The organism is Novosphingobium pokkalii (assembly GCF_014652855.1).
GTDB lineage: Bacteria > Pseudomonadota > Alphaproteobacteria > Sphingomonadales > Sphingomonadaceae > Novosphingobium > Novosphingobium pokkalii.
The window spans coordinates 148,457-170,827 of record NZ_BMZP01000004.1 but is presented as its reverse complement, the minus strand read 5'-3'; the positions used below and the strand labels follow the sequence as shown (position 1 = coordinate 170,827).

The 22,371-nt window shown below is 68.5% G+C and carries 21 protein-coding genes; 14 read left to right on the top strand and 7 right to left on the bottom strand.

Annotated features, from left to right (window positions below):
- Positions 1-2 precede the first annotated feature (2 nt).
- The 3 genes from gspG to IE191_RS06020 are packed head-to-tail and all read left to right on the top strand — an operon-like array spanning position 3 to position 2,048.
- A complete protein-coding gene (gene gspG, locus IE191_RS06030) occupies positions 3-485 on the top strand; it encodes a type II secretion system major pseudopilin GspG (protein WP_191323451.1) in 483 nt (160 codons plus the stop codon).
- Positions 478-1,566, top strand: a complete 1,089-nt coding sequence (locus IE191_RS06025; RefSeq protein WP_229815133.1) for a type II secretion system protein L — start codon at positions 478-480, stop codon at positions 1,564-1,566. The genes gspG and IE191_RS06025 overlap by 8 nt, the downstream gene beginning before the upstream one ends.
- A complete protein-coding gene (locus tag IE191_RS06020) occupies positions 1,563-2,048 on the top strand; it encodes a type II secretion system protein M (protein ID WP_191323449.1) in 486 nt (161 codons plus the stop codon). The genes IE191_RS06025 and IE191_RS06020 overlap by 4 nt, the downstream gene beginning before the upstream one ends.
- Before the next feature lie 241 nt (positions 2,049-2,289).
- Here IE191_RS06020 and IE191_RS06015 read toward each other — a convergent pair whose 3' ends face one another.
- Both IE191_RS06015 and nhaA read right to left on the bottom strand, forming a co-directional pair.
- Positions 2,290-2,745: a Dps family protein gene (locus IE191_RS06015; RefSeq protein WP_191323448.1), complete on the bottom strand. Its 456-nt coding sequence runs from the start codon at positions 2,743-2,745 to the stop codon at positions 2,290-2,292.
- A 98-nt stretch (positions 2,746-2,843) separates the two neighbouring features.
- Positions 2,844-4,037, bottom strand: a complete 1,194-nt coding sequence (gene nhaA / locus IE191_RS06010) for a Na+/H+ antiporter NhaA (RefSeq protein WP_191323447.1) — start codon at positions 4,035-4,037, stop codon at positions 2,844-2,846.
- A 105-nt stretch (positions 4,038-4,142) separates the two neighbouring features.
- Between nhaA and IE191_RS06005 the strand changes: the two genes are divergently transcribed.
- From IE191_RS06005 to IE191_RS05985, 5 genes are all read left to right on the top strand, one after another.
- A complete protein-coding gene (locus IE191_RS06005; RefSeq protein WP_191323446.1) occupies positions 4,143-5,582 on the top strand; it encodes a glycosyl transferase family protein in 1,440 nt (479 codons plus the stop codon).
- Positions 5,579-5,995, top strand: coding sequence for a hypothetical protein (locus IE191_RS06000; RefSeq protein WP_191323445.1), 417 nt, complete (start codon positions 5,579-5,581; stop codon positions 5,993-5,995). The genes IE191_RS06005 and IE191_RS06000 overlap by 4 nt, the downstream gene beginning before the upstream one ends.
- A 76-nt stretch (positions 5,996-6,071) precedes the next feature.
- Entirely contained in the window at positions 6,072-6,986 is a 915-nt protein-coding gene (locus IE191_RS05995; protein ID WP_191323444.1) for a sulfite exporter TauE/SafE family protein, read from the top strand.
- On the top strand, positions 6,983-7,741 hold the full coding sequence (locus IE191_RS05990; RefSeq protein ID WP_373299248.1) for a TIGR02186 family protein: 759 nt from the start codon (positions 6,983-6,985) through the stop codon (positions 7,739-7,741). The genes IE191_RS05995 and IE191_RS05990 overlap by 4 nt, the downstream gene beginning before the upstream one ends.
- A 209-nt stretch (positions 7,742-7,950) precedes the next feature.
- On the top strand, positions 7,951-9,582 hold the full coding sequence (locus tag IE191_RS05985; protein WP_229815150.1) for an ATP-binding protein: 1,632 nt from the start codon (positions 7,951-7,953) through the stop codon (positions 9,580-9,582).
- Positions 9,583-9,591: 9 nt separating this feature from the next.
- Here IE191_RS05985 and IE191_RS05980 read toward each other — a convergent pair whose 3' ends face one another.
- Positions 9,592-11,004 (bottom strand): succinylglutamate-semialdehyde dehydrogenase, encoded by a 1,413-nt coding sequence (locus tag IE191_RS05980; protein WP_191323442.1) that lies wholly within the window; start codon positions 11,002-11,004, stop codon positions 9,592-9,594.
- Between the two features lie 104 nt (positions 11,005-11,108).
- A complete protein-coding gene (locus IE191_RS05975; RefSeq protein ID WP_191323441.1) occupies positions 11,109-12,539 on the bottom strand; it encodes a protein adenylyltransferase SelO family protein in 1,431 nt (476 codons plus the stop codon).
- 82 nt (positions 12,540-12,621) lie between these two features.
- Between IE191_RS05975 and IE191_RS05970 the strand changes: the two genes are divergently transcribed.
- From IE191_RS05970 to IE191_RS05950, 5 genes are all read left to right on the top strand, one after another.
- A complete protein-coding gene (locus IE191_RS05970; protein WP_191323440.1) occupies positions 12,622-13,563 on the top strand; it encodes an alpha/beta fold hydrolase in 942 nt (313 codons plus the stop codon).
- Positions 13,564-13,583: 20 nt separating this feature from the next.
- Entirely contained in the window at positions 13,584-14,741 is a 1,158-nt protein-coding gene (locus IE191_RS05965) for a glycosyltransferase family 4 protein (RefSeq protein WP_191323439.1), read from the top strand.
- Positions 14,742-14,922: 181 nt separating this feature from the next.
- Positions 14,923-15,675: a tetratricopeptide repeat protein gene (locus IE191_RS05960; protein ID WP_191323438.1), complete on the top strand. Its 753-nt coding sequence runs from the start codon at positions 14,923-14,925 to the stop codon at positions 15,673-15,675.
- A gap of 107 nt (positions 15,676-15,782) precedes the next feature.
- Positions 15,783-17,183, top strand: a complete 1,401-nt coding sequence (locus tag IE191_RS05955) for an outer membrane protein assembly factor BamB family protein (protein WP_229815132.1) — start codon at positions 15,783-15,785, stop codon at positions 17,181-17,183.
- A gap of 73 nt (positions 17,184-17,256) precedes the next feature.
- Positions 17,257-18,648: a methyltransferase family protein gene (locus IE191_RS05950; protein WP_191323437.1), complete on the top strand. Its 1,392-nt coding sequence runs from the start codon at positions 17,257-17,259 to the stop codon at positions 18,646-18,648.
- Positions 18,649-18,709: 61 nt separating this feature from the next.
- Here the strand turns inward: IE191_RS05950 and IE191_RS05945 are convergent, their stop codons facing one another.
- The 3 genes from IE191_RS05945 to IE191_RS05935 form a co-directional block, all read right to left on the bottom strand.
- Entirely contained in the window at positions 18,710-19,009 is a 300-nt protein-coding gene (locus IE191_RS05945; RefSeq protein WP_191323436.1) for a putative quinol monooxygenase, read from the bottom strand.
- Between the two features lie 13 nt (positions 19,010-19,022).
- Positions 19,023-20,396 (bottom strand): glutamate--cysteine ligase, encoded by a 1,374-nt coding sequence (locus IE191_RS05940; RefSeq protein ID WP_191323435.1) that lies wholly within the window; start codon positions 20,394-20,396, stop codon positions 19,023-19,025.
- Positions 20,397-20,587: 191 nt separating this feature from the next.
- Positions 20,588-21,340, bottom strand: a complete 753-nt coding sequence (locus IE191_RS05935; RefSeq protein ID WP_191323590.1) for a 16S rRNA (uracil(1498)-N(3))-methyltransferase — start codon at positions 21,338-21,340, stop codon at positions 20,588-20,590.
- Between the two features lie 107 nt (positions 21,341-21,447).
- Here IE191_RS05935 and ubiA point away from each other — a divergent pair, with 107 nt between their 5' ends.
- Positions 21,448-22,359 carry a 4-hydroxybenzoate octaprenyltransferase gene (ubiA, locus tag IE191_RS05930; protein ID WP_191323434.1) on the top strand — a complete coding sequence of 304 codons (912 nt, stop codon included), beginning with the start codon at positions 21,448-21,450 and terminating at the stop codon, positions 22,357-22,359.
- Positions 22,360-22,371 lie beyond the last annotated feature (12 nt).

The window sequence follows — 22,371 nt, the reverse complement described above, 5'->3', positions numbered from 1 at the left end:
CGATGGACCTGTCCCCCTCTCCTCACCATCATCCCGCGCCCAACGGCTTCAGCCTGGTCGAACTGATGGTGGTGATCTTCATCCTTGGCTTGCTGACCACGGTGGTGCTGCTCAACGTGATGCCCAGCCAGGATCGCGCCATGGCGGTAAAGGCGCAAAGCGACATCGCCACGCTGGAGCAGGCGCTGGAAATGTTCCGCTTGGACGAAGGCACTTATCCCTCGCAGGCGCAGGGGCTGGCCGCGCTGCGCCAAGCGCCGCGCGATCTGCCGGTGCCGGAAACCTGGCGCAAGGGCGGCTATATCAAGGATTTGCCCAAGGATCCCTGGGGGCGGCCCTATGTCTATCGCGTGCCTGGCCCGGATGGCGCGCCGTTTGCCGTGCTGTCGCTGGGCGCCGATGGCCAGCCAGGTGGCAGCGGCCGGGATGCCGATATCACCTCGGCCGGCGTGGCCGCCGGCTCGGGCGCGGGCGCGGGTGGCTGACATGCCCGACGATGGGCTGATCCTGCTTTTGCCCGAAGCGGGTGGGCCGCCCTGCGCGGCCTGGCGCATTGCGGAGGAGCAGGCGGTTGCCATCCCGGCCGATGCCGGGCTGGCCGGCTGGCCGGGCCGCGTGACGGCGCTGGCGCCGCCGGGCGCCATGCCGGTGTTGTGCCAGCCGATTGAAGATGCGGCCACGCCGGCGCAGGCGCTGGGCCTGGCGCGGCTTGCTGCCGCCGATGCTGCGCTGGCCCATGGCAGCCTGGCCCTGGCCGCGCTGGAGGACGGCATGGTCTTGACCGCGCAGATCGACTCAGCTCGCCTCGAAGCCTGGCAGCAGGCCGTGGTGGCCATGATCGGCCGACCTGCTGACGCGCTGGTTCCGGCTGCGCTGGTGCTGCCGCCACCCGCCGCCGGTACGGTATACCGGGCTGCGTTGGGGGGCATGGACCTTGCGCGCACGGTCGCGGCGGCTTTCGCGGCCGAGCCATTGTTGTGGCAGGCTTTGGTGCCGCCAGAGGCCAGCGTAGAGCCGTGTTCTGACGCGGTTCTGTCCCAGCGACTGATGCAGGCGCACGCGCGGCCCTGGCTCGACGTGCTGGGCGGGGCGAACGCCAAGGCAGGCGCCCCGCCACGGCGACTGGCCTGGCTCGCCATCTTGGTGCTGCTGTTGGCGCTGGCCGTGCCGGTGGGGCAGATCGCGCGCTGGCGAATGGCCGCTGCCGGTGCTGAGGCGAATGCCCTGGCCCAAGTGCGCGCCCGCTTTCCCGGTGTGGCCGACATCGCCAGCGCGGAGCAGGTGGTGCGCACGGCGCGGCGCCAAGCCCAGGCTGGCGCCGATGGCTGGGCGCCGCCGACCGCCGCCTTGTGGCAGGCCCTGCGCGCTGCGCCCGAGGTGCGCCTGGCTGGCCTGGTGCATAGCAAGGGTGGAGTCTTGCGCTTTACGCTTACCGCGCCTGACACGGCGGCGATCGATGCGGTCCTGCTGGATTTGCAACGGGCGGGGTGGCGGCTCGATCAGCCGCCCGCGCCCGTCCGCGATGGCGGCGTGGTCGTTGCCAGCCTGGCGATGCGCGCGCCATGATCGCCCGGCTGCGCGCCTGGTTTGCAGCCCTGACCGCGCGGGAGCGGAGCATGGTGTCGCTGGCACTGGGGCTGGCGCTGGCGATTGCCCTGGCGCAAGGCGTGGTGGTGCCGCTGTGCCGGGCCTGGCTGGCCGCGCGCGACACCCACGCCTTGGCCATGGCCCGCAGCGCCCGCCTGCTGCACGACCTGGCCGAGATACCGCCGCCGATGGCCTTGCGCCCGGTTGATGTGGTGCGCCTGACGCGCCGCGCGGCGCAAGCCGGCGTCCACCTGGCGCCGCCGCTGGCGCAGGGTGATGGCCTCGCCTTGTCCGGCCAAGGGACGAGTGCTGCGGTGCTTGCCTGGCTGGAATCGTTGCACGATCAGGGCGCGGTGGTGCGCCGCCTGACGCTAAACCCGGTGCCGGGGGGAGGGCTGGCCTGCGAGGTGGGCGTGGTGCCAGCGGGGGGCTTCGACAAGCTCAGCCCGAACGGAGGGTGAGGGTTGGGAGTTGCCATGGCACAAACCGTTGAGCGGGACCCCGGATCAAGTCCGGGGTGACGTTAAAAATTGAATGTAGACACTTTCTTCGTCACCCCGGACTTGATCCGGGGTCCCGCTCTTAGGTCGAACGTGAAACACGTATGTGTTCACACGGCCGTAAGCCACCCTCCTCAAACGATAAAGCCCGCAGCGCATGGGGTGCGCAGCGGGCCTTGATCGGTTGCGGACCTGAACGGGATCAGGCGAGGATCTGGCTGAGGAACCACACGCGCTGCTGGGCCTGGTCGGTCCAGTCGTCGGCGGCGCCTTCGGTGGCGTTGTCGCCTGCTTCGGTGGCGGCGGCCTTCACCTTGCGGATGGTTTCGACCAGCGCGGCGTTGTCGTCGCGCAGGGCCTTGACCATGTCCATCGCGTCGACCTTGGCGCGGTCGTCGTCCTTGACGCTGGTCTTGGCGGCGATGGCGCCGATGGAGGTGAGCGTGTTGCCGCCGTTCTTGCGCACGCGCTCGCCGACGATGTCGGTCAGGGCGAAGATTTCCGCCGCCTGCTCGTCGAACAGCAGGTGCAGATCGCGGAACTGCGGCCCGGCCACGTGCCAGTGGTAATTCTTGGTCTTGAGATAGAGCGCGAAATAATCGGCGAGCAGCCCGTTAAGGCTGTCGATCAGCGCCTTGTTTGCGTTGTCGCCCGGCATGGTAAACCCCTTTCCTGTGCTTGGCTTTGCACTCTCATACGCCACTATGCAGCGAAATTTTCATGCAAATGGTGGCTTGGACAAATCGATTTTGCCAATCAAGGCTGGGCCGCTGGCGGCGCCAGGCGCAGGACCAGCGCGCCGGCCAGCGCCGAGAGCAGCGATCCGCCCAGAATGCCGAGCTTGGCCTGCTCGACCAGATCGGGCTGGTCGGGAAAGGCGAGGGCGGCGATGAACAGGCTCATGGTAAAGCCGATGCCGCACAGCAGGGCCATGCCCCACAAGTGCGCCATCCCTGCGCCCTTGGGCCTGGCGGCAAGGCCCAGCCGTTCGGCCAACATCACGGCCGACAGCACGCCGGCCTGCTTGCCGAGCAGCAGCCCGGCCGCGATTGCCAGCGGCAGGGGGGCGAGCAGGCCGGCAAGGCCGCTGCCGCGCAGATCGACGCCGGCATTGGCCAGCCCGAACAGCGGCACGACCACAAAGCCGTTCCAGGGCACCAGGCGATGCTCCAGCCGCAGCAGCGGGCAGTCGAAATGGGCATCCAGCTTCATCGGCACGGTCAGGGCGGCCAGAACCCCGGCCACCGTGGCATGGACGCCCGATTGCAGCACGCAGACCCACAGCACGACGGCGAGAATCGCGTAGAGCCAGACCCGAGTCGCGCCGGCGCGGTTGGCCAGAATCATCGTTGCAAACACCCCTGCGGCGGCCAGCAACCAGGGCCAGGCGACCCCGCCGGTGTAGAAAATGGCGATGACCAGCACCGCGCCAAGGTCATCCACCACGGCCACGGTCAGCAGGAACAGGCGGATCGAAGGCGGCACGCGGCGCCCGATCAGGGCAAGCACGCCCATGGCAAAGGCGATGTCGGTGGCGGCGGGAATCGCCCAGCCGCGATGCAGCATGGGAAAGCTGCGGCTGACGGCCAGGAAGACCACGGCCGGCGCGGCCATGCCAGCCAGCGCTGCCAGCACCGGCAAGCGCCGCCGTCGCGCATCGGATAGCGCGCCGTCGAGGATTTCGCGTTTGATCTCAAGCCCGACGACAAAGAAGAACACGGCCATCAGCCCGTCGTTGATCCAGGCGTGGGCGCTGTCCAGGCGGGGCAGCACGCGCAGCGGCAGCGGGTTGTGCAGCGCAGCATGATAGGCGTGATGCAGCGGCGAATTGGCCAGGCCGATGGCGAGCGCCGCGCAGAGCAGCAGGAGTACGCCCGGCGCCGCCTCATGGCGCAGCAGCCGCTGCCAGAGCCGCGCTGGCCGTGCCGAGGAATCGTGCTTTTCCGCCATATTCGAATCATTCCTGAATGTTGCAAGCGTTGCCAGCGGCCCTGCCGAGCCGTAATTTGCCGCCGGGGTTGTTTGCCGTCAAACGGGGGTGAGGGCAAATTGGGTATGATATCGCTGTCCACAGTCTGGCTGTGGCTGGACATGTTGCAGCGCGAACTTCTGCTTTTCGCTGCGGTATGGGTGGCCATCGGGGCCTGCAACGAATGGGCGATGGATGGCCTGTGGGCCTGGCTGCGGCTGAGCGGCCGTGTCCGCACCGTTCGTCTGCCCCGCGGCCTTGCCGCCAGCGCGGACTGGCAGGCGCGCGCTGGGGATGGTCTGGGAGGCGGCACGCTGCGTGGCGTGGCAGCGGTGTTCGTGCCTGCCTGGGCAGAGGCAGAGGTGGTGGGGGCAATGGTGCGGCACTGCCTTTCGGCCTGGCCGCATGCAGACTTGCGGCTCTATGTGGGCTGCTATCGCAACGATCCCGCCACTCTGGCGGCGGTGCTGGGCTGCGCGCATGATCCGCGCCTGCGGATCGTGGTGCACGATCGGGCGGGGCCGACCACCAAGGCCGATTGCCTCAACCGGCTATACGCCGCGTTGCAGGCGGACGAGGCGCGCAGCGGCGTGCGCGTGCGCAGCGTGATCGTGCACGATGCGGCCGACATGGTCCATCCGCGGGCGCTGGGCCTGCTCGACGCTGCGCTGGACCACGCCGATTTCGTCGCGCTGCCCGTGCGCCCGGAAATGCAAAGGGGCTCGCGCTGGGTGGCCGGGCATTATGGCGACGAATTTGCCGAGGAGCAGGCCAAGGCCATGGTCGTGCGCGGTTGGCTCGGGGCTGGCCTGCCGCTCGCCGGCGCGGGCTGTGCGATTGCCCGCCCGGCGCTTTCCGCGATGGCCGCGCGTCGGCCGTCGGAGGGGCCGTTTGCCGCCGACAGTCTGACCGAGAACTATGAATTCGGGCTGGCCATGGCCGAGCTGGGCATCAGCGCACGCTTCCTGCGGGTGCGGGATGAAAGCGGGCACCTGATTGCCACGCGCAAGTATTTCCCCGGCGAGCTGGAGGCTGTGCTGCGCCAGAAGACGCGGTGGATGCATGGCATTGCCTTGCAGGGATGGGACCGCATGGGCTGGCGCGCCAGCCTGCCGGACTTGTGGATGCGCCTGCGCGATCGGCGCGGGCCGATGCTGGCGATGGTGCTGGCAGTGGTCTATGCCCTGCTGGTGCTGACGCCGCTGCTGGCCCTGGCGCGGCGCCACGGGCTGGTGCCGGATCACCCCATGTCACCGGCGCTGGCAGCGCTGCTGTGGCTGGACGGCGTCGCGCTTGCCTGGCGCATTGCCCTGTGCGGGGTTTTCACTGCGCGCGAATATGGCCTGGCCGAAGGCTTGCGGGCCATTGCCCGCGTGCCCTTGCGCCACGCCATTGCCATTGTCGCGGCGCGCCGGGCGGTGACTGCCTATCTCGCCACGCTGCACAGCGGCACGGTGACCTGGGACCACACCAGGCATCGCGCCTTGCCGGCCCACCCGGCCTGTTGCCCGGCCGCTCTGGCATGAAGGCCCGGCCCATCATCGCCAACGCGGCAGAGGCGGGGGCGCCGCGCCGTCGGCGCGGGCGTCCGCTGCGAATGCTCGGCCTCGTGTTGGGCGGATGGGTTGTCCTGCGGCTGGCGCTGGCGGGCTTGGCCATGACCGCCGCCACTGACAGTGCTTTCCATGCGGCGCCGGGGCGGCAATCGATGCTGGCCGCTCGCCTGGGAAACGCTTCCCAAAGCGGCGATTCCACCATACGCCCGGCGCGGCGCAACGCCGGCTTCTCCTCTTCTGCCCGCGCCACGCGGCAGGATGTGATCGCGGTGTCGGCCGTGGCCGCCGATCGCGATGGTTTCGGTGTGCGGCCCTCGGGGCGCCAGCCGTCCCCTCTGCTCGCCACGCTCGACGGCAGCCGCATTCCGTTCGCGCGCGAGTGACGGCTGCTTTCCAGCGGGTTTGACAGCGCAACCGTGGCGTTGCGGAATTCGTCCACCCCGCCTAGGGTCAGGGGCGATGGACGTCTATCTTCCCATCGCCAATCTGGCGGTCAATGGCCTGGTGATCGTGGGGCTGGGCGCCCTGACCGGGCTCTTGTCGGGCATGTTCGGCGTGGGCGGCGGGTTCCTGACCACGCCGCTGCTGATCTTCTATGGCGTGCCGCCAACCGTGGCGGCGGCTTCGGCGGCCAGCCAGGTGACCGGCGCCAGCGTATCGGGCGCCTTTGCCCACGCGCGGCGCGGCGGGATCGACTATCACATGGGCGCGGTGCTGGTAGCCGGCGGCGTGCTCGGCACGGGCATCGGGGCGCTGCTCTTCCGCCTGCTCCAGGCGCTGGGCCAGATCGATACGGTGATCAACATCCTCTACGTGCTGCTGCTGGGCGGCATCGGCGGTTTGATGGCGCACGAAAGCATCACTGCCCTGCGCGCGCAGCGGCGGGGCCTGGCCCAGCCGGCCCGGCGGCGGCGGCACCATCCGCTGGTGGCCAGCCTGCCGCTGCGCTGGAGATTCTATCGCTCGGGCCTTTATATCTCGCCGCTGGCGCCGCTCCTGCTGGGCATGGCGACAGGCATTCTCACCATGCTGATGGGTATCGGCGGCGGGTTCATCCTGGTGCCGGCGATGCTCTATATCCTGGGCATGAGCACCAACGTGGTGGTCGGCACCTCGCTGTTCCAGATCCTGTTCGTGACCATGGCCACCACGATGATGCACGCGCTGACCACGCATGCGGTCGATATCGTGCTGGCGGGGCTGCTGCTCGTCGGCTCGGTCTCGGGCGCGCAGATCGGGGCGCAGTTCGCGCAAAAGGCCAAGCCGGAGCAATTGCGCCTGATCCTCGCGCTGATCGTGCTGGGCGTGGCGCTGCGCATGGCGCTGGGGCTGGGTTATCGGCCCGATGAAATCTTCACGGTGGTGCCGCTGTGACGCGGCTGGGCGTGCTGGCGCCAGTGGCGCTGCTGCTGCTCGGTGGGGCGCGTGCGCCGATCCTGGTGCCCGAAATCTCGCAGCACAAGGTGGAAGTGCGCCAAGGCTTTACCGGCGCGGACCTGCTGCTGTTCGGCGCCATCCTCGATCCCGCCGGCACCCGCGCCGCGCAGGATTATGATATCGTGGTGGTGCTCAAGGGGCCGGTGCAGTCGATCGTCTTGCGGGAAAAGCGCAAGGTCGCGGGCATCTGGGTCAATGCCGCCAGCAGCGAGTTGCGCTCGGCGCCGAGCTTCTTTGCCGTCGTCTCATCGCGCCCGGTGCGGGACATCGTCGATGACAAGACGGCCGCGATCTATGAACTCGGGCTCGATCGCTTGCAGCTATCCCCGATCGGGGCGATCGATCCGCAGCGGCAGCGGCATTTTGCCGATGGGCTGGTCGATCTGATGCAGCGCCAGGGTCTTTATCGCGAGGATGGCCATGGCGTGACGATCAGCGGCCAGGTGCTGTACCAGGCGCGCATCGCGCTGCCCTCGCAAGTGCGCACGGGCACCTATACCGCTGAAACCTTTGCGATTCGCCAGGGCCGCGTGATCACCTCGGCGGTGACGCGGGTGGACGTGTCGAAGCAGGGCTTCGAACGCTTCGTGGCCGAGCAGGCCGAGGGCAACGGGCTGCTCTATGGCCTGTTTGCGGTGCTGGTCTCGGTCGGCATGGGCTGGATCGCCGGGCGCCTGTTCGCGCTGGTGTGAGGCAGGCCCAAGGCGCGGGGCGCGCCCCTTAGGCCGATCTTAACCTTGCCCGCCCTAGCTCTTGGCCGATCAACGGGTTGGGGCAAGAACAGGCAATGACAGACATGAGCAGGCAGGTTTTCATTCCGGCAGACCCTGCCCAGCCGGCGGACCTGGCGCCGCGCGCTGCCGTGCCGCCGATCCCGGTGGCGCAGCCGGTCGGCGTTGCCATGGTGGAAGACCTGCCCCCGTCGGATTGCGCGCTGGCGCCGATCGGCGTGGTGGTGGACGTGGCCGGTTCGGGCAGTGGCCTGGCGCTCGATCTGCATCGCCTGGAAGACTGCATGGACGATGCCGATCCCACCGTGGCGCTTTCCGGCCAGGTGGGCAGCCAGATCAAGGTGCGTGTGGGGCGGGGCTGGCTGCTCGGCTCGGTGCGCAACCAGCGCCGCGATGGCAAGGTCGATGGCGGCGCGCTGGCGCACCTCGATTTCCTGGGCGAGGGCGAGGAAGACCCCAAGACTGGCCGCATCCATGGCTTTCGCCGGGGTGTGACGCGGTTTCCGGTGCCCGGCGCACTGGTCTATCCGGCGACCAGCGCCGATTTGCGCCAGATCTATGCCAGCGATGGCCGCCCGCACGTGACCGTGGGCACGGTGTTTCCGACGCCGGACATTCGCGCCGGCCTCTATATCGATCCGCTGCTGGGCAAGCATTTCGCCCTGCTCGGTTCCACCGGCACCGGCAAATCGACCGCCGCCGCGCTGATCCTGCACCGCATCTGCGACATGGCGCCCGAAGGCCATATCGTGATGATCGACCCGCACGGCGAATACCCTTCAGCCTTTCGCCAGACCGGGCAACTGTTCGACGTGTCGAACCTGCAAATGCCCTATTGGCTGATGAATTTCGAGGAGCACTGCGAAGTGTTCCTGACTGCGACCGGCCCGGAGCGCCAGATCGATGCCGATATCCTGGCCAAGTGCCTGCTGATGGCGCGGCAGAAGAACCGGCTGGCCGAGCAGGTGGGAAGGATCACTCAGGATTCGCCAATCCCCTACCTGCTGTCTGACTTGTGCAACATCTTGCAGAACGAGATGGGCAAGCTCGACAAGGGGCACAGCTCGATCCCCTACATGCGGGTGAAAAGCAAGATCGAGGAAATCCGCAACGATCCGCGCTATCAGTTCATGTTTTCGGGCATGCTGGTGAGCGACACCATGGCCGAATTCGTCGGGCGGCTGTTCCGCCTGCCCGCGCACGGCAAGCCGATCTCGATCATCGATGTTTCGGGCGTGCCTTCGGAAATCACCTCCACCGTGGTGGCCGTGCTCAGCCGCCTGGTGTTCGACTATGCCATCTGGTCGCGCCAGGAAACCACGCGCCCGATCCTGCTGGTCTGCGAGGAAGCGCACCGCTACGTTCCCAACGAGCGCAATTCCGATGGCTCGTCAGTGGGGCGCATCCTTTCGCGCATTGCCAAGGAAGGGCGCAAATATGGCGTTTCGCTGGGCCTGATCACCCAGCGCCCGTCAGACCTGGCCGAAGGCGTGCTCTCGCAATGCGGCACGATCATCTCCATGCGCCTCAACAACGATCGCGACCAGCAGTTCGTGCGCGCGGCCATGCCCGAAGGGGCGCGTGGGTTCCTCGATGCGATCCCCGCGCTGCGCAACCGCGAATGCATCATTTGCGGCGAAGGCGTGGCGATTCCGATCCGCGTGGCCTTTGACGATCTGGATGAAGCGCGGCGCCCGGCTTCGGCCGACCCATCGTTCAGCCAGCTTTGGGGCAAGAGCGGCGGCGAGGAGGAAAGCGTCGCCCGCACCGTTCACCGCTGGCGCGCGCAGAGCCGGTTTTGAAGTGCGGTTTCAAGTGGAAAGGCCGATGCCGATGGAAGCGCGGGGCTGTTCCATTTCGGCCGAGGCGACCGGATAGGCGCAGAAATCGGCGGCATAGAACGCGCCGGGGCGGTGGTTGCCGGACAGGCCGACCCCGCCCAGCGGCGCGGCGGGGGACACGCCGTTGGTCGGGCGGTTCCAGTTGACCACACCGGCGCGCACGCCCGCCCAGAAGCGGTTGTAGTCTTGCGGCGTCCCGCCGATCAGCGCGGCGCAAAGGCCAAAGCGGGTGGCGTTGGCTTCGGCCAGGGCCTCGTCGAATTCATCCACCTTGATCACTTGCAGGATCGGGCCGAACAGCTCGACATCGGGCCGCTGCGCCATGCCCGTCACGTCGATCATCGCCGGGGCCAGGAACGGCAGGTCGCCGCGCGGCCGGGTGAGATGGCGGATCGGGCGGCCGCCGTTGGACAGCAGATAGACGAAGCTTTCGGTCAGGCCATCGGCGGCGGCGTTGTCGATCACCGGGCCAAGGAACGGGGCGGGATCGTCGAAAGGCGCGCCCACGATCAGGCGATCGGCCAGCGCTTTCACTTCGCCCACCACGGCATCATAGAGATCGGCCTTGACGATCAGCCGCCGCGCGGCGGTGGCCCGCTGCCCGGCGGTGGTGAAGGCCGATTGCACGACCAGCGCGGCGGCATCGGCGATCTTGGGCGTGTCCCACACCACGATCGGGTTGTTGCCGCCCAGATCGAGCGCGACGATCTTGCCGGGCTGGGCCGCCAGCCGGCGGCTGAGCGCCAGGCCGGTGTGGCTCGATCCGGTGAACAGCACGCCATCGACGCCCTCGTGCGCGGCCAGTGCCTTGCCTTCCTCGCCCGCGCCCACCAGCACTTGCGCCAGCGCAGCGGGCACGCCGGCGCGATGCAGGCACTGCATCAGCGCCAGCCCGGTCGCGGGCGCCTGTTCCGAAGGCTTGAACACCACGGCATTGCCGGCGATCAGCGCGGGGATGATGTGGCCGGCGGGCGCCTGCGCGGGCAGGTTGAATGGGCCGATCACGGCAATCACCCCGTGCGGCTTGTGACGCAGCGCAGCGGTTCCCTGCAAGGCGCTGTCGAGCCGGCGCTGCGCGGTGCGTTCGGCATAGCTGCGCACGGCGATTTCCACCTTGGCCAGCACCGTGTCGATCTCGCCGCGCGCTTCCCACAGCGGCTTGCCGGTTTCGCGTGCAATCAGCGTGGCCAGGCTTTCCGCATCCTTGCGCACTTCGTTGGCAAAGCGGCGCAGCAGTTCGATCCGGGTGGACAGCGGCTGCGCGGCCCAGGCCGGCCAGGCCCGCCGGGCGAGCGCCACGGCCGCGTCCACGTCTCCCAGCGGGCCGCGCCAGATCTCGGTGCCGGTGGCCGGCTCGATGGAAATGATCTCTCCGGCGGCCACGGGGCGAGCGTCGATCCTTGGAGTGGGGCTTGCTATCACGAAAGGGGATACACCAAAAGCGTTACGAATGGGTCAGCGATCGGCTGCGCAGCCTGTCGGATCGCTTAATGCCCGATTGTGCCTGCCAGTTCCGCATGCCCGGCGGGCCTTGGTGCAGGCCCCAGCGCTTCACCGAGACGGCGAATTTCCGCGACCTTGGCGTGCAGCGCGCTCCAGTCGTCATGCTCGGCGATCGGCGCCCAAAGGCTTTCCACTTCCTCGATCAACAGGCTGGGCGCCGCCGCTTCGTGCCACAGCGGGTGGTCCTGGCCCGTTGGCGTGTGGCCGGCTGCCGCATCCAGGCCGCGCCCGCCGCGATGGGCATGGAAAAACGCATCGGGGCCGATGTCCTGCGCGCGCATCGCCGCTTCGCTGGCCTCGACCAGGGCGGTGTCCGCCTCCAGCCCCTGCGGTTCCACGCCCAGGCGCCAGCACCAGCGCCGCGCCATGGCCGCCTGGTAGAGCGGACCGAATCGTTCGAGCGCGGCAATCAGCGGCGGGGCTTCTTCCACCAGACGCAGCGCGACGGCGAGTTGGCCGCAGTTCCACCCGATCACTTCGGGTTGACGGGCAAAGGCGTAGCGCCCGGCTTCGTCGAAATAGGCGGCGACGAAGCGTGGATCCCAGCGCGGCAGCCAGCGCCATGGGCCATAGTCGAAGCTTTCGCCCGTCACGTTCATGTTGTCGGTGTTGAGCACGCCGTGGACGAAGCCGGCGACCATGTAGCTGGCGGCCATGTCGGCCATGCGCGCCACCACCTGGTGCAGCAGGGTGGCGGCCGGGCTGGCGCCGGCGGGCGCCGCGTCGGCCGCGCCGGGGAACTGCGTCAGGCAATAGGCGATGAGCTGGCGCATCTCCTCGGGCTTGTCGAGCGCGAGCAGGCGCTGGAACGTGCCGATGCGGATGTGCCCGTGGCTCAGGCGCACGAGCACGGCGCTGCGCGTGGGCGAGGGTTCGTCACCCCGCCACAGGCTTTCGCCGGTTTCGATCACCGAAAAGGTGCGGCTGGTGTTCACGCCCAGCGCTTCGAGCATTTCGGTGGCGAGAATCTCGCGCACCGCGCCCTTGAGCGTCAGGCGCCCATCGCCCCGGCGGCTCCATGGCGTCTGCCCCGAACCCTTGGTGCCCAGGTCCATCAGGCGGCCCGCACCATCGCGCATCTGGGCAAAGGTGAAGCCGCGACCGTCGCCAAGCTCGGGATTGTAGACGCCGAACTGGTGGCCATGATAGCGCAGCGCGAGCGGGCCGGTCAGATTGCCGGGCAGCGGCGCGAACCGGCCGAAATGGGCGATCCATTCCGCCTCGCTCAGCCCGGCCAGGCCCACTTGCGCGGCGGCGCGATCGTTGCGCCAGCGCAGCACGGTCTGCGGGAAATCGGCGGCTTCCACCCGGTCGCCCAGCCACGGCGCCAGCGCCGCCAGTTGCGGATCGGGACGATAGGGAATGGCATCGCCGGCAAGCGGGCGATCCGACACGGCTTGCGGGACAGGCTCCATTCTTCCATTAGTGGGGTGCTTGAGGGCCACAGGCAAGGCGCCTTGTTGCCGCTTATGATTGCAAGATACGGGAATCGCGCGTTTGCCCACTGATGACGCCCACACCGCTTTCGACCTGCGTAGCTGGGCCAGTGCCGATGGCCTGCGCCTGACCTACCGCGCCTATGCGGCTCATGCTGCCGGTGGTGGGGAGCGCCTGCCGGTGATCTGCCTGCCGGGACTGACCCGCAATGGCCGGGATTTCGAGGATCTGGCCCCGCATATCGCCGCCAGCGGCCGCCGCGTGTTGTGCCCCGATCTGCGTGGGCGCGGGGAAAGCGATTACGCGCGCGATCCGATGACCTATCAGCCGCCGGTCTATGCGCAGGACTTGGCCGGGCTGCTCGCGGCGGAAAAGATCACCCGGTTCATCGCCGTGGGCACCTCGCTGGGCGGCATTCTCACGATGATGCTGGCTGCCTCGCAACAGGGGCTGGTGGCGGGCGCCGTGCTCAACGATATCGGCCCGGTGATCGAGGCCGAGGGGCTGGCGCGGATCACCGACTATGTCGGCCAGGGGCGCAGCTATCTGACCTGGATGCACGCCGCGCGCGGCCTGCGCGAGACGATGGGGGAAATCTATCCCGATTTCGCCATCGAGGACTGGCTGCGCCTGGCCAAGCGGCTGATGGCGTTGGGCACCGGCGGGCGCATCGCGTTCGACTATGACATGAAGATCGCCGTGCCGATCGAAGCGGCCGAGGATGCCCGCGACGCGGCCGAGGCCAAGGCGCGGGACGAAGGCGCAGCGCCGCCGCCGCCCGCCGCCGATCTCTGGCCGCTGTTCGCCGCGCTGGAGTCGGTGCCGCTGGTGGTGGTGCATGGCGCCACGTCAGACATTCTTTCGGCGCAGACCGCGCAGGCGATGGCCCAGCGCCATCCCGATTGCACGCTGGTCACCCTGCCGCGCGTCGGCCATGCCCCCACGCTGGACGAGCCCGAGGCGCGCGCCGCGATCGACGGCCTGCTGGCGCGCCTGGACTGACAAGGGCCGGACTCCACGCGATGACCCGATCTGCCAGCCCGGCCCGCCGCCTGCATGTGCTGCACCTGCATTCCACGTTTGATGCCGGCGGCAAGGAACGCCGCAGCGTGGCCCTGATGAACCGCTTCGGCGCGGCGCTCGACCATTCCGTGGTTTCGGCGCAGCCGGGCGCCATGGGCGCGCGCAGCCTGCTGGCGCGCGGGCTTTCGGTGCATTTCCCGCTGGGCTTTCCTTCGCTCACCGGCAAGCTGGGCGTCCGCCGCCTCCAGACCCTGGCGCGAGGCATGCAGGGGTTTGACCTGATCTGCACGTACAACTGGGGGGCGATGGACGCGGTCATGGCCCACGCCCTGTTCGCGCCGCTCTATGGCCTGGCGCCGCTGGTGCACCATGAAGACGGCTTCAATGCCGACGAGGCGGAGCGGCTCAACCCGCGCCGCAACTGGTTCCGCCGCGTGGCGCTGGCCCGGGCCAGCGCGCTCGTCGTGCCTTCGCGCCGGTTGGAAACGGTGGCGCGCGAGGTCTGGCACCAGCCGGCGGGCAAGGTCCATCGCGTGGGCAATGGCATCGACACTGCCGCCTATGCCCGCAAGGCGCGCCCCGATGCGCTGCCCCGGGTGATCAAGCGGCCGGGGGAAAAATGGGTGGGCACCCTGGCGGGCCTGCGCCCGGTGAAGAACCTGCCGCGCCTGGTCCGCGCGTTTCATGCCCTGCCCGAGGAATGGCATCTGGTGATCCTGGGCGAGGGGCCGGAGCGCGAGGCGATCCTGACCCAGGCGATGGATCTCAACGTGGGCCATCGCGTTCACCTGCCGGGCCATGTGCCCGATCCCGCGCTGGCGGTGGGCCTGTTCGATTTCTTCGCGCTGTCGAGCGACAGCGAGCAGTTTCCGCTTTCTGTGGTGGAGGCAATGGCCGCTGGCCTCGCCGTGGCCAGCCCCGCCGTGGGCGACGTGGCCGAGATCGTTTCGCCCGACAACGCGCGGTTCATCACCCCGCCCGGAGACGAGAGCGCGCTGGCCCAGGCCATGCTCGACCTTGCGCTTGACGAGCTGGCGCGGCGCCGCGCCGGTGCGGCCAACCGCGTGATTGCCACCCGCGATTACGATGAAAGCGTGATGGCGCAACGCTATGCCCGGATCTATGCCGATGCGCTGGGCCTGCCGCAATTCCCGTAATGCCCCCCGTAATAGAGCGTTGCATAACGCGGGATTGCCCTGGATTGCCTGCTTCACCGGCGGTTCAGCGGGGGACAGTCAGCATCATAGGCGTTGAAAAGGTGGCTCCATCCGCTAAACACCGCGCCCATTGCCGGGCGATTTTGCCCGTTCCTTGCCCCTAACCGCCGAAAGCGCAGCCTTGGCCCTGAGACCGAACCGCCCGCAAAACCGATCCGAACAGCTTGCCGCCGCGCGCGCCGCCCAGGGCGACGTCTTCGCGCGCGAAGTGGACGATGCCCTGCGCCAGGACGAAGCTTTCCACGCGCTGCGCAAGTGGGGCATTCCGGTGGGCGCCGCCGTGGTGCTGGCGCTGGCCGGGCTGGGCGGCTGGCTGTGGTACAGCAACCACCAGGACACCGTGCGCGGCCGCCAGGGTGAGCAACTGACCCAGGCGCTCGACTATGCCGACGCCGGCAATCCCAAGGCCGAGCAGGCGCTGCTCGACACGCTGGCCAAGGACGGCACGCCGGGCAACCGTGCCGCTGCACAACTGCTCCAGGCCGGGCTGGCTCAGGAAGCCGGCAAGGCCGACCAGGCGGCCAAGACCTTTGCCGCCGTCGCCGCCGACAGCAGCGCGCCGCAGGCCTATCGCGACGCCGCCACGGTGCGCGAAGTGGCGCTGAATTTCGACAAGCTGCCGCCGCAGCAGGTGATCGACCGCCTGAAGCCGCTGGCCGTACCGGGCAATGCCTGGTTCGGCAGTGCGGGCGAACTGGTGGGCCTCGCTTATCTCAAGCAGGGCCACGCCGATCTTGCCGGGCCGCTGTTTGCCGCCATTGCCAAGGACAAGGACGTGCCCGACACGATCAAGCGCCGCGCCCGCCAGGTTGCCGGCAGCCTGGGCGTTGACGCGGTGGACGATGTTGCGGCCGTGGTCGGGCAGGCGCAGTAAGGGGCCCCTCGCGGCCGAACCGTTTCCCGATCGATCGGGTTTGCAGGCATTGCGCACCGCCGCCCGCCAAAGGGCAGCCGGGGCATGACAGGACAAGGAAGACAGGCATGATCCGCATTCCCAGCCAGGGCTCGATGGCCGGCCAGCCCGGTGCCGGCACCGATCGGCGGGCGCGTTTGGCACTGGGCCGCGTGGCACTGGCCCCGGCGGCCGTGCTCGGCCTGGCGCTGGTCCTGGGCGGCTGCGCCGGCCACAAGGGCAAGGTCAAGGCGACCCCGACGGTGGGCGAGCGCATTCCCGTGCTCTCGCGCATCGAGGCCGGCACCAAGGTCGATCCCACGCTGGCCAGCATGGACGTGGTCGTGCCCGCGCCGGTGGTCAACAGCGAGTGGGCGCAGGGCGGCGGCACCGCCAGCAAGGCCTCCGGCCACCTGGCCCTGGCCGATGCGCCGCAAAAGCTGTGGGCCGTGCGCATTCCTGGCTCCTCACCCAAGCAGCGCCTGGCCGCCTCGCCGGTGATCGGTGGTGGCACGCTGTTCGTGATGGACACCGATGGCGTGGTCCACGCGCTGGACGAGAACAACGGCCACGAAAAGTGGAAGCACGGCTTCCGCGTGCCGGACAAGAACGATTCGATCTTCGGCGGCGGTGTCAGCTTCGACTCCGGCGCGGTCTATATCACCACCGGGCTGGGTGAAGTGGCCGCGCTCGATGCCGCCGATGGCAAGGTCAAGTGGCAGGTCAAGCCCGCCGGCCCCCTGCGCGGCGCGCCGACCGTGGCCTTTGGCGCGGTCTATGTGATGACGCAGGACAACCAGATCTTTGCGCTCAACACCGCTGATGGCACCAACCTGTGGAACCAGTCGGCCTCGGTCACGCAGAGCGGCGTGTTCGGCGTGGCGGCGCCGGCGGCCGGGCAGGGCACCGTGATCGCCGGCTACAGCTCGGGCGAGCTGGTTGCCTATCGCTATGAAAACGGGCGGCAACTGTGGTCCGACGCGCTGGCGCGGACCTCGATCGCGACCAGCGTTTCGACGCTGACCGATATCGACGCCGATCCGATCATCGAACGCGGCCGGGTCTATGCCCTGGGCCAGGGCGGGCGCATGGCCGCCTACGAACTGGTCAGCGGGCAGCGCATCTGGGAACTGAACCTGGCGGGCATTTCCACCCCGGCGGTGGCCGGCGAATGGATCTTTACCCTGACCGACGAGGACAAGCTGCTGTGCATCGCCAAGTCCACCGGCAAGGTCCGCTGGATGAGCCAGTTGCCGCACTACAGGAAGCCCAAGAAGAAGGAAAACCCGATCTTCTGGACCGGCCCGGTGCTGGCGGGCAACAAGCTGTGGGTGGCCAATTCGCGCGGCGAGATTTCCACGGTGACGGTGGGCGATGGCACGCTGGCGCGGGTGACCAAGGTGGCCGCGCCGGTCACCCTGCCGCCGGTGGTGGCGGACAAGACGCTGTTCGTGCTGGATGACAGCGGCGAGATCACCGCCTGGCGTTGATTCCGGGGCGTTAAATCTTCGGCGTTAACCTTCTTCACCGATTTTCCACTTCTGCTGGTATAAGCGGGCGGGCATGATTGAAACGCCCGCCCGCTCCGCTTCATCCCGTCCGCCCAGCGACGTTTCCGCCTGGGTCGGGCTGGTCGGCCTGGCCGGGCTGCTGCTGTGGGTGGCGATCTGCCGCGCCTGGCCGCAGATCGGGGAGGCGCTTGGCCTGCCCGGACCCCGCGCGCGGCTTTCCGGTTCGAGCGCGGCGGTGCTGGCGCTGGTCTTTTCCGGCACGCCGATGGTCGCCTGGTCGCTACTGGTGGACAAGGTCCATCGTCGCGCCTCTACCGGCATCGACTGGTCCGCCCCGCGCCCCTTGCGCAGCGTGCTCGATGTGTCGATCACCAAGCTCGCCGGGCTCTGGGCCACCTGGGCGCTGATCGCCTTTGTCTATTGCCTGGGGCGCTGGTACTGGCGCGGGCAATATCTCTTTGCCATGGACCTCTTGGAAACGGCCGCGCCGTTCCTGTTCCTGGGCGCCATTCCCTATGTGCTGTGGCTCGACCGCGTGCTGGTGGAGCCGCGCGATGGCGCCTGGCATTTCGGCGCGATGCTGATCGGGCGCGAAGCCTATGCGACCGAGCAGGTCTGGCACCATCTGCGCGCCTGGACAGTGAAGGGATTTTTCTGCGCCTTCATGATCTCGATCCTGCCCGGTGGCTTTGCCGCGGTGGTGGAGGCCGACTGGTCCGGACTGTGGGCCAATCCGGTGCGCTGGTCCAACACCGCGATCGAGGCGATGTTCATGATCGACGTGCAGATTGCCATGGTCGGCTATCTGCTGACGATGAAGCCGCTCGATGCGCAGATCCGCACCGCCAATCCCTATCTGGCGGGCTGGGTGGCGGCGCTGATCTGCTATCCGCCCTTCGTGCTGATGGGCGGCGGCGGCGTGCTCGACTATCACCAGAATACCGCCGAATGGGCCTGGTGGTTCGATGGCCATCCGGCGCTGCTGTGGATCTGGGGCACGGCGCAAGTCTTGCTGACGGCGATCTATGCCTGGGCGACGATCGCGTTCGGCCTGCGCTTTTCCAACCTCACCTATCGCGGCGTGCTGACCAACGGGCCTTACGCCTTCACCCGGCACCCGGCCTATCTGTCCAAGAACCTGTTCTGGTGGCTGGTGACGCTGCCGTTCCTGGCAACGACCCATTCCAAGGTCGATGCCGTGCGCAACACGGTGACCCTGGCGCTGGTCAGCGCGGTCTATTTCTGGCGCGCCAAGACCGAGGAAAGGCACCTGCTGGGCGAAGACGCGAAGTATCGCGCGTATCATGCCTGGATGGCTGAGCATGGGCTGATCACGCGGCCACTGGCGCGATTGGGGCAGTTGGTGGTGGGCAGGTCTGCGCCTGGGGTTCACCACCCCCCGACCCCCTCCTCTGAAGAGGAGGGGGAGCAGGTCCGAGCATGAAAAAGCCCCCTCCTCTTTAGAGGAGGGGGTTGGGGGTGGTGCGAAACCTGACGCTACGCTGTCAGACCGCCACTCCCTCGTCGCTTTCGAACACGCGGATGTTGCGCTCGCTCAGGCCGAGGGCCTGGCGTTCCTGCGCCCAGGTGGCCATGTGCGCGGTCTGGAAATGGGCGTCGAGCGCGGCGCGGTCGCGCCATTTTTCGCTGACGTGGATCACTTCCGGATCCAGCGCATCGTGCGAATAGGCATAGGCCAGGCAACCGTCTTCGGCGCGCGTGGCCTCGATCACCTTGCGCATCATCGGCGCGGCGGCTGCGAACGCCGCCTTGGGCAGGCGGAACGTGCCCATGACCAGGATCATCGCAGGTTTCCTTTCAAAAGCTCTTGGCGGCGTAGATCTGCGACAGATCGCCGCTCCAGGCGCCGTTGTAGAGATCGAGCAGCCGCTCGGCCGGTGTTTTGCCCGAGGCGACGATTTCATCGAGCGGCAGGAGATAGCCGGTCTCGTTGTCGCCAGCGGCGTTGAGCTTGCCGCGCGCCGCGAGGCCGGAGCGGGCAATGTCGAGCACGCGCGGGGCGATATCGCGCAAGGTGCCGCCGCCCGGCAGCGGCGCGTCGAGCCCCAGCCGGGGCACGCTGGCGCGCAGGGCCTCGCGGCCTTCCATGCTCCAGTCCTTGACCAGATCCCACGCCGCATCGAGCGCGCCCTGGTCATAGAGCAGGCCGACCCACAGCGCCGGCAGCGCGCAGATGCGACTCCACGGACCGCCGTCGGCGCCGCGCATTTCGAGGAACGATTTCAGCCGCACTTCGGGGAAGGCGGTGGAAAGATGGTCCACCCAGTCGCTCTTGCGCGGCTTTTCGCCGGGCAGCGCGGGCAGCTTGCCATCCAGGAAATCGCGGAACGACTGGCCCGCCGCATCGATGTACTTGCCGTCGCGGAACACGAAATACATCGGCACGTCGAGCATGTAGTCGACATAGCGTTCATAGCCGAAGCCGTCTTCGAACACGAACGGCAGCATGCCGGTGCGCGCGGGATCGGTGTCTGACCAGATGTGGCTGCGATAGGACAGGAAGCCATTGGGCTTGCCTTCCAGGAACGGCGAATTGGCGAACAGCGCGGTCGCCAGCGGCTGCAACGCCAGGCTGACGCGGAACTTCTGCGCCATGTCCGCTTCGCTGGAATAGTCCAGGTTGGTCTGGATGGTGCAGGTGCGCAGCATCATGTCCAGCCCCATCGTGCCCACGCGGGGCATGTGGCGCAGCATGATCTCATACCGGCCCTTGGGCATGATCGGCAGTTCGGCGCGCGTCTTGTCGGGCCACAGGCCGAGGCCGAGATAGCCAAGGCCGAAGCGATCGCCGATCTGCTTGACCTGGGCCAGGTGGCGCCCGGTTTCGGCGCAGGTTTCGTGGAGGCTTTCGAGCGGTGCGCCCGACAGTTCGAGCTGGCCCGCCGGCTCCAGGCTGACCGCGCCGTCGGGGCCGGACATGGCGATGACCTTGCCGCCTTCCAGCACCGGCTCCCAGCCGAATTCGGTCAGCGCCATCAGCAGGTCGCGGATGCCGCCGGGCTCGTCATACGAGGGGGCGGCGTGGTCGGCGGTGCGATAGACGAACTTCTCGTGCTCGGTGCCGATTCGCCAGGCTTCGCGCGGCTTTTCCCCGCGCTGCATCGGGGCGACAAGCTGATCCCGGCTCTCGATGAGAGGATCGTTGCTATCTGAAACCTGTCTCGTGCTCATGCGCGCATCCGTTACTGGCCAAACGGCCTTTGCGCCAGCGATAAACGCGGGATGAACGGTTGCAGGGACGCAATAATCGGGAGTGGTGCTGGACCTCGCACCACCCCCAACCCCCTCCTCTAAAGAGGAGGGGGCTTTCCGGCCTAACTCCCCCTCCTCTTCAGAGGAGGGGGGCGGGGGGTGGTGGAAGGCTAACTCTGCGCCCAATCGCCCGCGACGCCCATCCACAGCCCAAGGCCTGCCACCGCAGCGGTCTCCCCGCGCAGGATGCGTGGCCCCAGGGTGATGGCGCGGGCGGCGGGGTGGGCGCGGATCGCGGCGCGTTCGGCTTCGTCGAAGCCGCCTTCCGGGCCGATCAGCAGCGCGGCCGGCCCGTTGTGCGCGGCAAAGGCCGGCGCGGCCGGGGCGCCGCCCTGTTCGTCGGCAAAGAACAGGGCGCGGTCTTCGGGCCAGGCGCGCAGCAGCGTGTCGAGCTTGGCCGGCTCGGCCAGCAGCGGTAGGGCGGTGCGCGCGCATTGCTCGGCCGCTTCGGTCATGATCGTGGTGGCGCGCTCGGCGTTGAGCTTGTCGGCCACGCAGCGGCGGGTGATCACCGGGCGCACTTGCGCCGCGCCCAGTTCGGTGGCCTTTTCCAGCACCCAATCGAACGCCTGCTTCTTGAGCAGCGCGGGGCAAAGCCACAGGTCCGGCACGGCCTCCAGCGGGCGCATCTGGCGCTCCACGGTCAGGGTCATGTCGCGCTTGCCGGCATGGGCCACGCGGGCGAGCCATTCGCCGGTCTGGTTGTCGCACAGCACCACGGCATCGCCCGCGCCCGCGCGCATGACCTTGCCCAGATAGTGCGCCTGTGCGCCGTCGAGCAGCACGCTGGCCCCTTCGTCCAGCCGCTGCGCTACGAACAGGCGCGGGGCGGAGCGGGGCGGCCAGGCGGGGGTGGCGGGCAGATGATCGGTCATGCCCCGGTTCATAGGCAGGGGAGGGGGCGCGGGCAACATGGTGGGCGATCTGTCCCCTTGCGGGCCTTGCCAAACCGGCGCAGGAGCAGGAGCGCATGATCACCGCAACCGACCAGATCGTCCCTGATAGCGAACACCGCGGGCTGGTGGCCCGCCTGCCGCAACCCTGGCGCGACTATGCGCTGCTCGCCCGGCTCGATCGGCCGATCGGCTGGTGGCTGCTGTTCTGGCCTTGCGCCTGGGGCGTGTTCCTGGCCGGCGGGGCGCGGCAATGGCATTTGGTGGCCTGGATGCTGCTCGGCTCGATCGCCATGCGCGGGGCAGGCTGCGTCTACAACGATATCGTCGATGCCGATCTCGATGCCCGCGTGGCGCGCACTGCGCAGCGCCCGGTGGCGAGCGGCCGGGTGCGCAAGAAGGCGGCCTGGGCCTGGCTGCTGCTGCTTGCGGCGGTGGGCCTCGTCGTCCTGCTGCAATTGCGCTGGCAGGCGCAGCTCGTGGCGCTGGGCAGCCTGGCGCTGGTCGCGGCCTATCCGTTCATGAAGCGCATCACCTGGTGGCCGCAGGCCTGGCTGGGCCTGGTCTTCACCTGGGGCGCGCCCACCGGCTGGGTCGCGGTGCACGACGGTGATCTTGGCGCGCTGGCCGCGCTCTATGCCGGGGCGATGTGCTGGTGCATCGGCTATGACACGATCTATGCCCTGCAAGACCGCGAGGACGATGCCCTTGTCGGCATCCGCTCCAGCGCGCGGGCGCTCGGCAGCAAGGTGAAGCCGGGCGTGACCGCGTTTTATGCCGCCGCCGTGGCGTTCTGGGCGCTGGCGTTCTGGCTCGTCCATCCCGATCCGCTGGCCCTGCTGGCGCTGCTGCCGGTGGGCCTGCATCTCGCCTGGCAGGCGCTGAGCCTGGACGTGGACGATGGCGGCAATGCCCTGGCGCGGTTCCGCTCCAACCGCACGGCGGGGTTCCTGCTGGCGCTGGCCTGTCTCGTGGTGGGGAGTGCTTGAGTTAGGGCATGT

Excerpts from the sequence above, each read along its gene's own strand:
- gspG (WP_191323451.1), top strand. The coding sequence starts at position 3 with ATGGACCTGTCCCCCTCTCCTCACCATCATCCCGCGCCCAACGGCTTC.
- IE191_RS06020 (WP_191323449.1), top strand. The coding sequence starts at position 1,563 with ATGATCGCCCGGCTGCGCGCCTGGTTTGCAGCCCTGACCGCGCGGGAG.
- IE191_RS06015 (WP_191323448.1), bottom strand. The coding sequence starts at position 2,745 with ATGCCGGGCGACAACGCAAACAAGGCGCTGATCGACAGCCTTAACGGG.
- nhaA (WP_191323447.1), bottom strand. The coding sequence starts at position 4,037 with ATGGCGGAAAAGCACGATTCCTCGGCACGGCCAGCGCGGCTCTGGCAG.
- IE191_RS06005 (WP_191323446.1), top strand. The coding sequence starts at position 4,143 with ATGATATCGCTGTCCACAGTCTGGCTGTGGCTGGACATGTTGCAGCGC.
- IE191_RS06000 (WP_191323445.1), top strand. The coding sequence starts at position 5,579 with ATGAAGGCCCGGCCCATCATCGCCAACGCGGCAGAGGCGGGGGCGCCG.
- IE191_RS05995 (WP_191323444.1), top strand. The coding sequence starts at position 6,072 with ATGGACGTCTATCTTCCCATCGCCAATCTGGCGGTCAATGGCCTGGTG.
- IE191_RS05985 (WP_229815150.1), top strand. The coding sequence starts at position 7,951 with ATGGTGGAAGACCTGCCCCCGTCGGATTGCGCGCTGGCGCCGATCGGC.
- IE191_RS05975 (WP_191323441.1), bottom strand. The coding sequence starts at position 12,539 with ATGGAGCCTGTCCCGCAAGCCGTGTCGGATCGCCCGCTTGCCGGCGAT.
- IE191_RS05965 (WP_191323439.1), top strand. The coding sequence starts at position 13,584 with ATGACCCGATCTGCCAGCCCGGCCCGCCGCCTGCATGTGCTGCACCTG.
- IE191_RS05955 (WP_229815132.1), top strand. The coding sequence starts at position 15,783 with ATGATCCGCATTCCCAGCCAGGGCTCGATGGCCGGCCAGCCCGGTGCC.
- IE191_RS05950 (WP_191323437.1), top strand. The coding sequence starts at position 17,257 with ATGATTGAAACGCCCGCCCGCTCCGCTTCATCCCGTCCGCCCAGCGAC.
- IE191_RS05945 (WP_191323436.1), bottom strand. The coding sequence starts at position 19,009 with ATGATCCTGGTCATGGGCACGTTCCGCCTGCCCAAGGCGGCGTTCGCA.
- IE191_RS05940 (WP_191323435.1), bottom strand. The coding sequence starts at position 20,396 with ATGAGCACGAGACAGGTTTCAGATAGCAACGATCCTCTCATCGAGAGC.
- ubiA (WP_191323434.1), top strand. The coding sequence starts at position 21,448 with ATGATCACCGCAACCGACCAGATCGTCCCTGATAGCGAACACCGCGGG.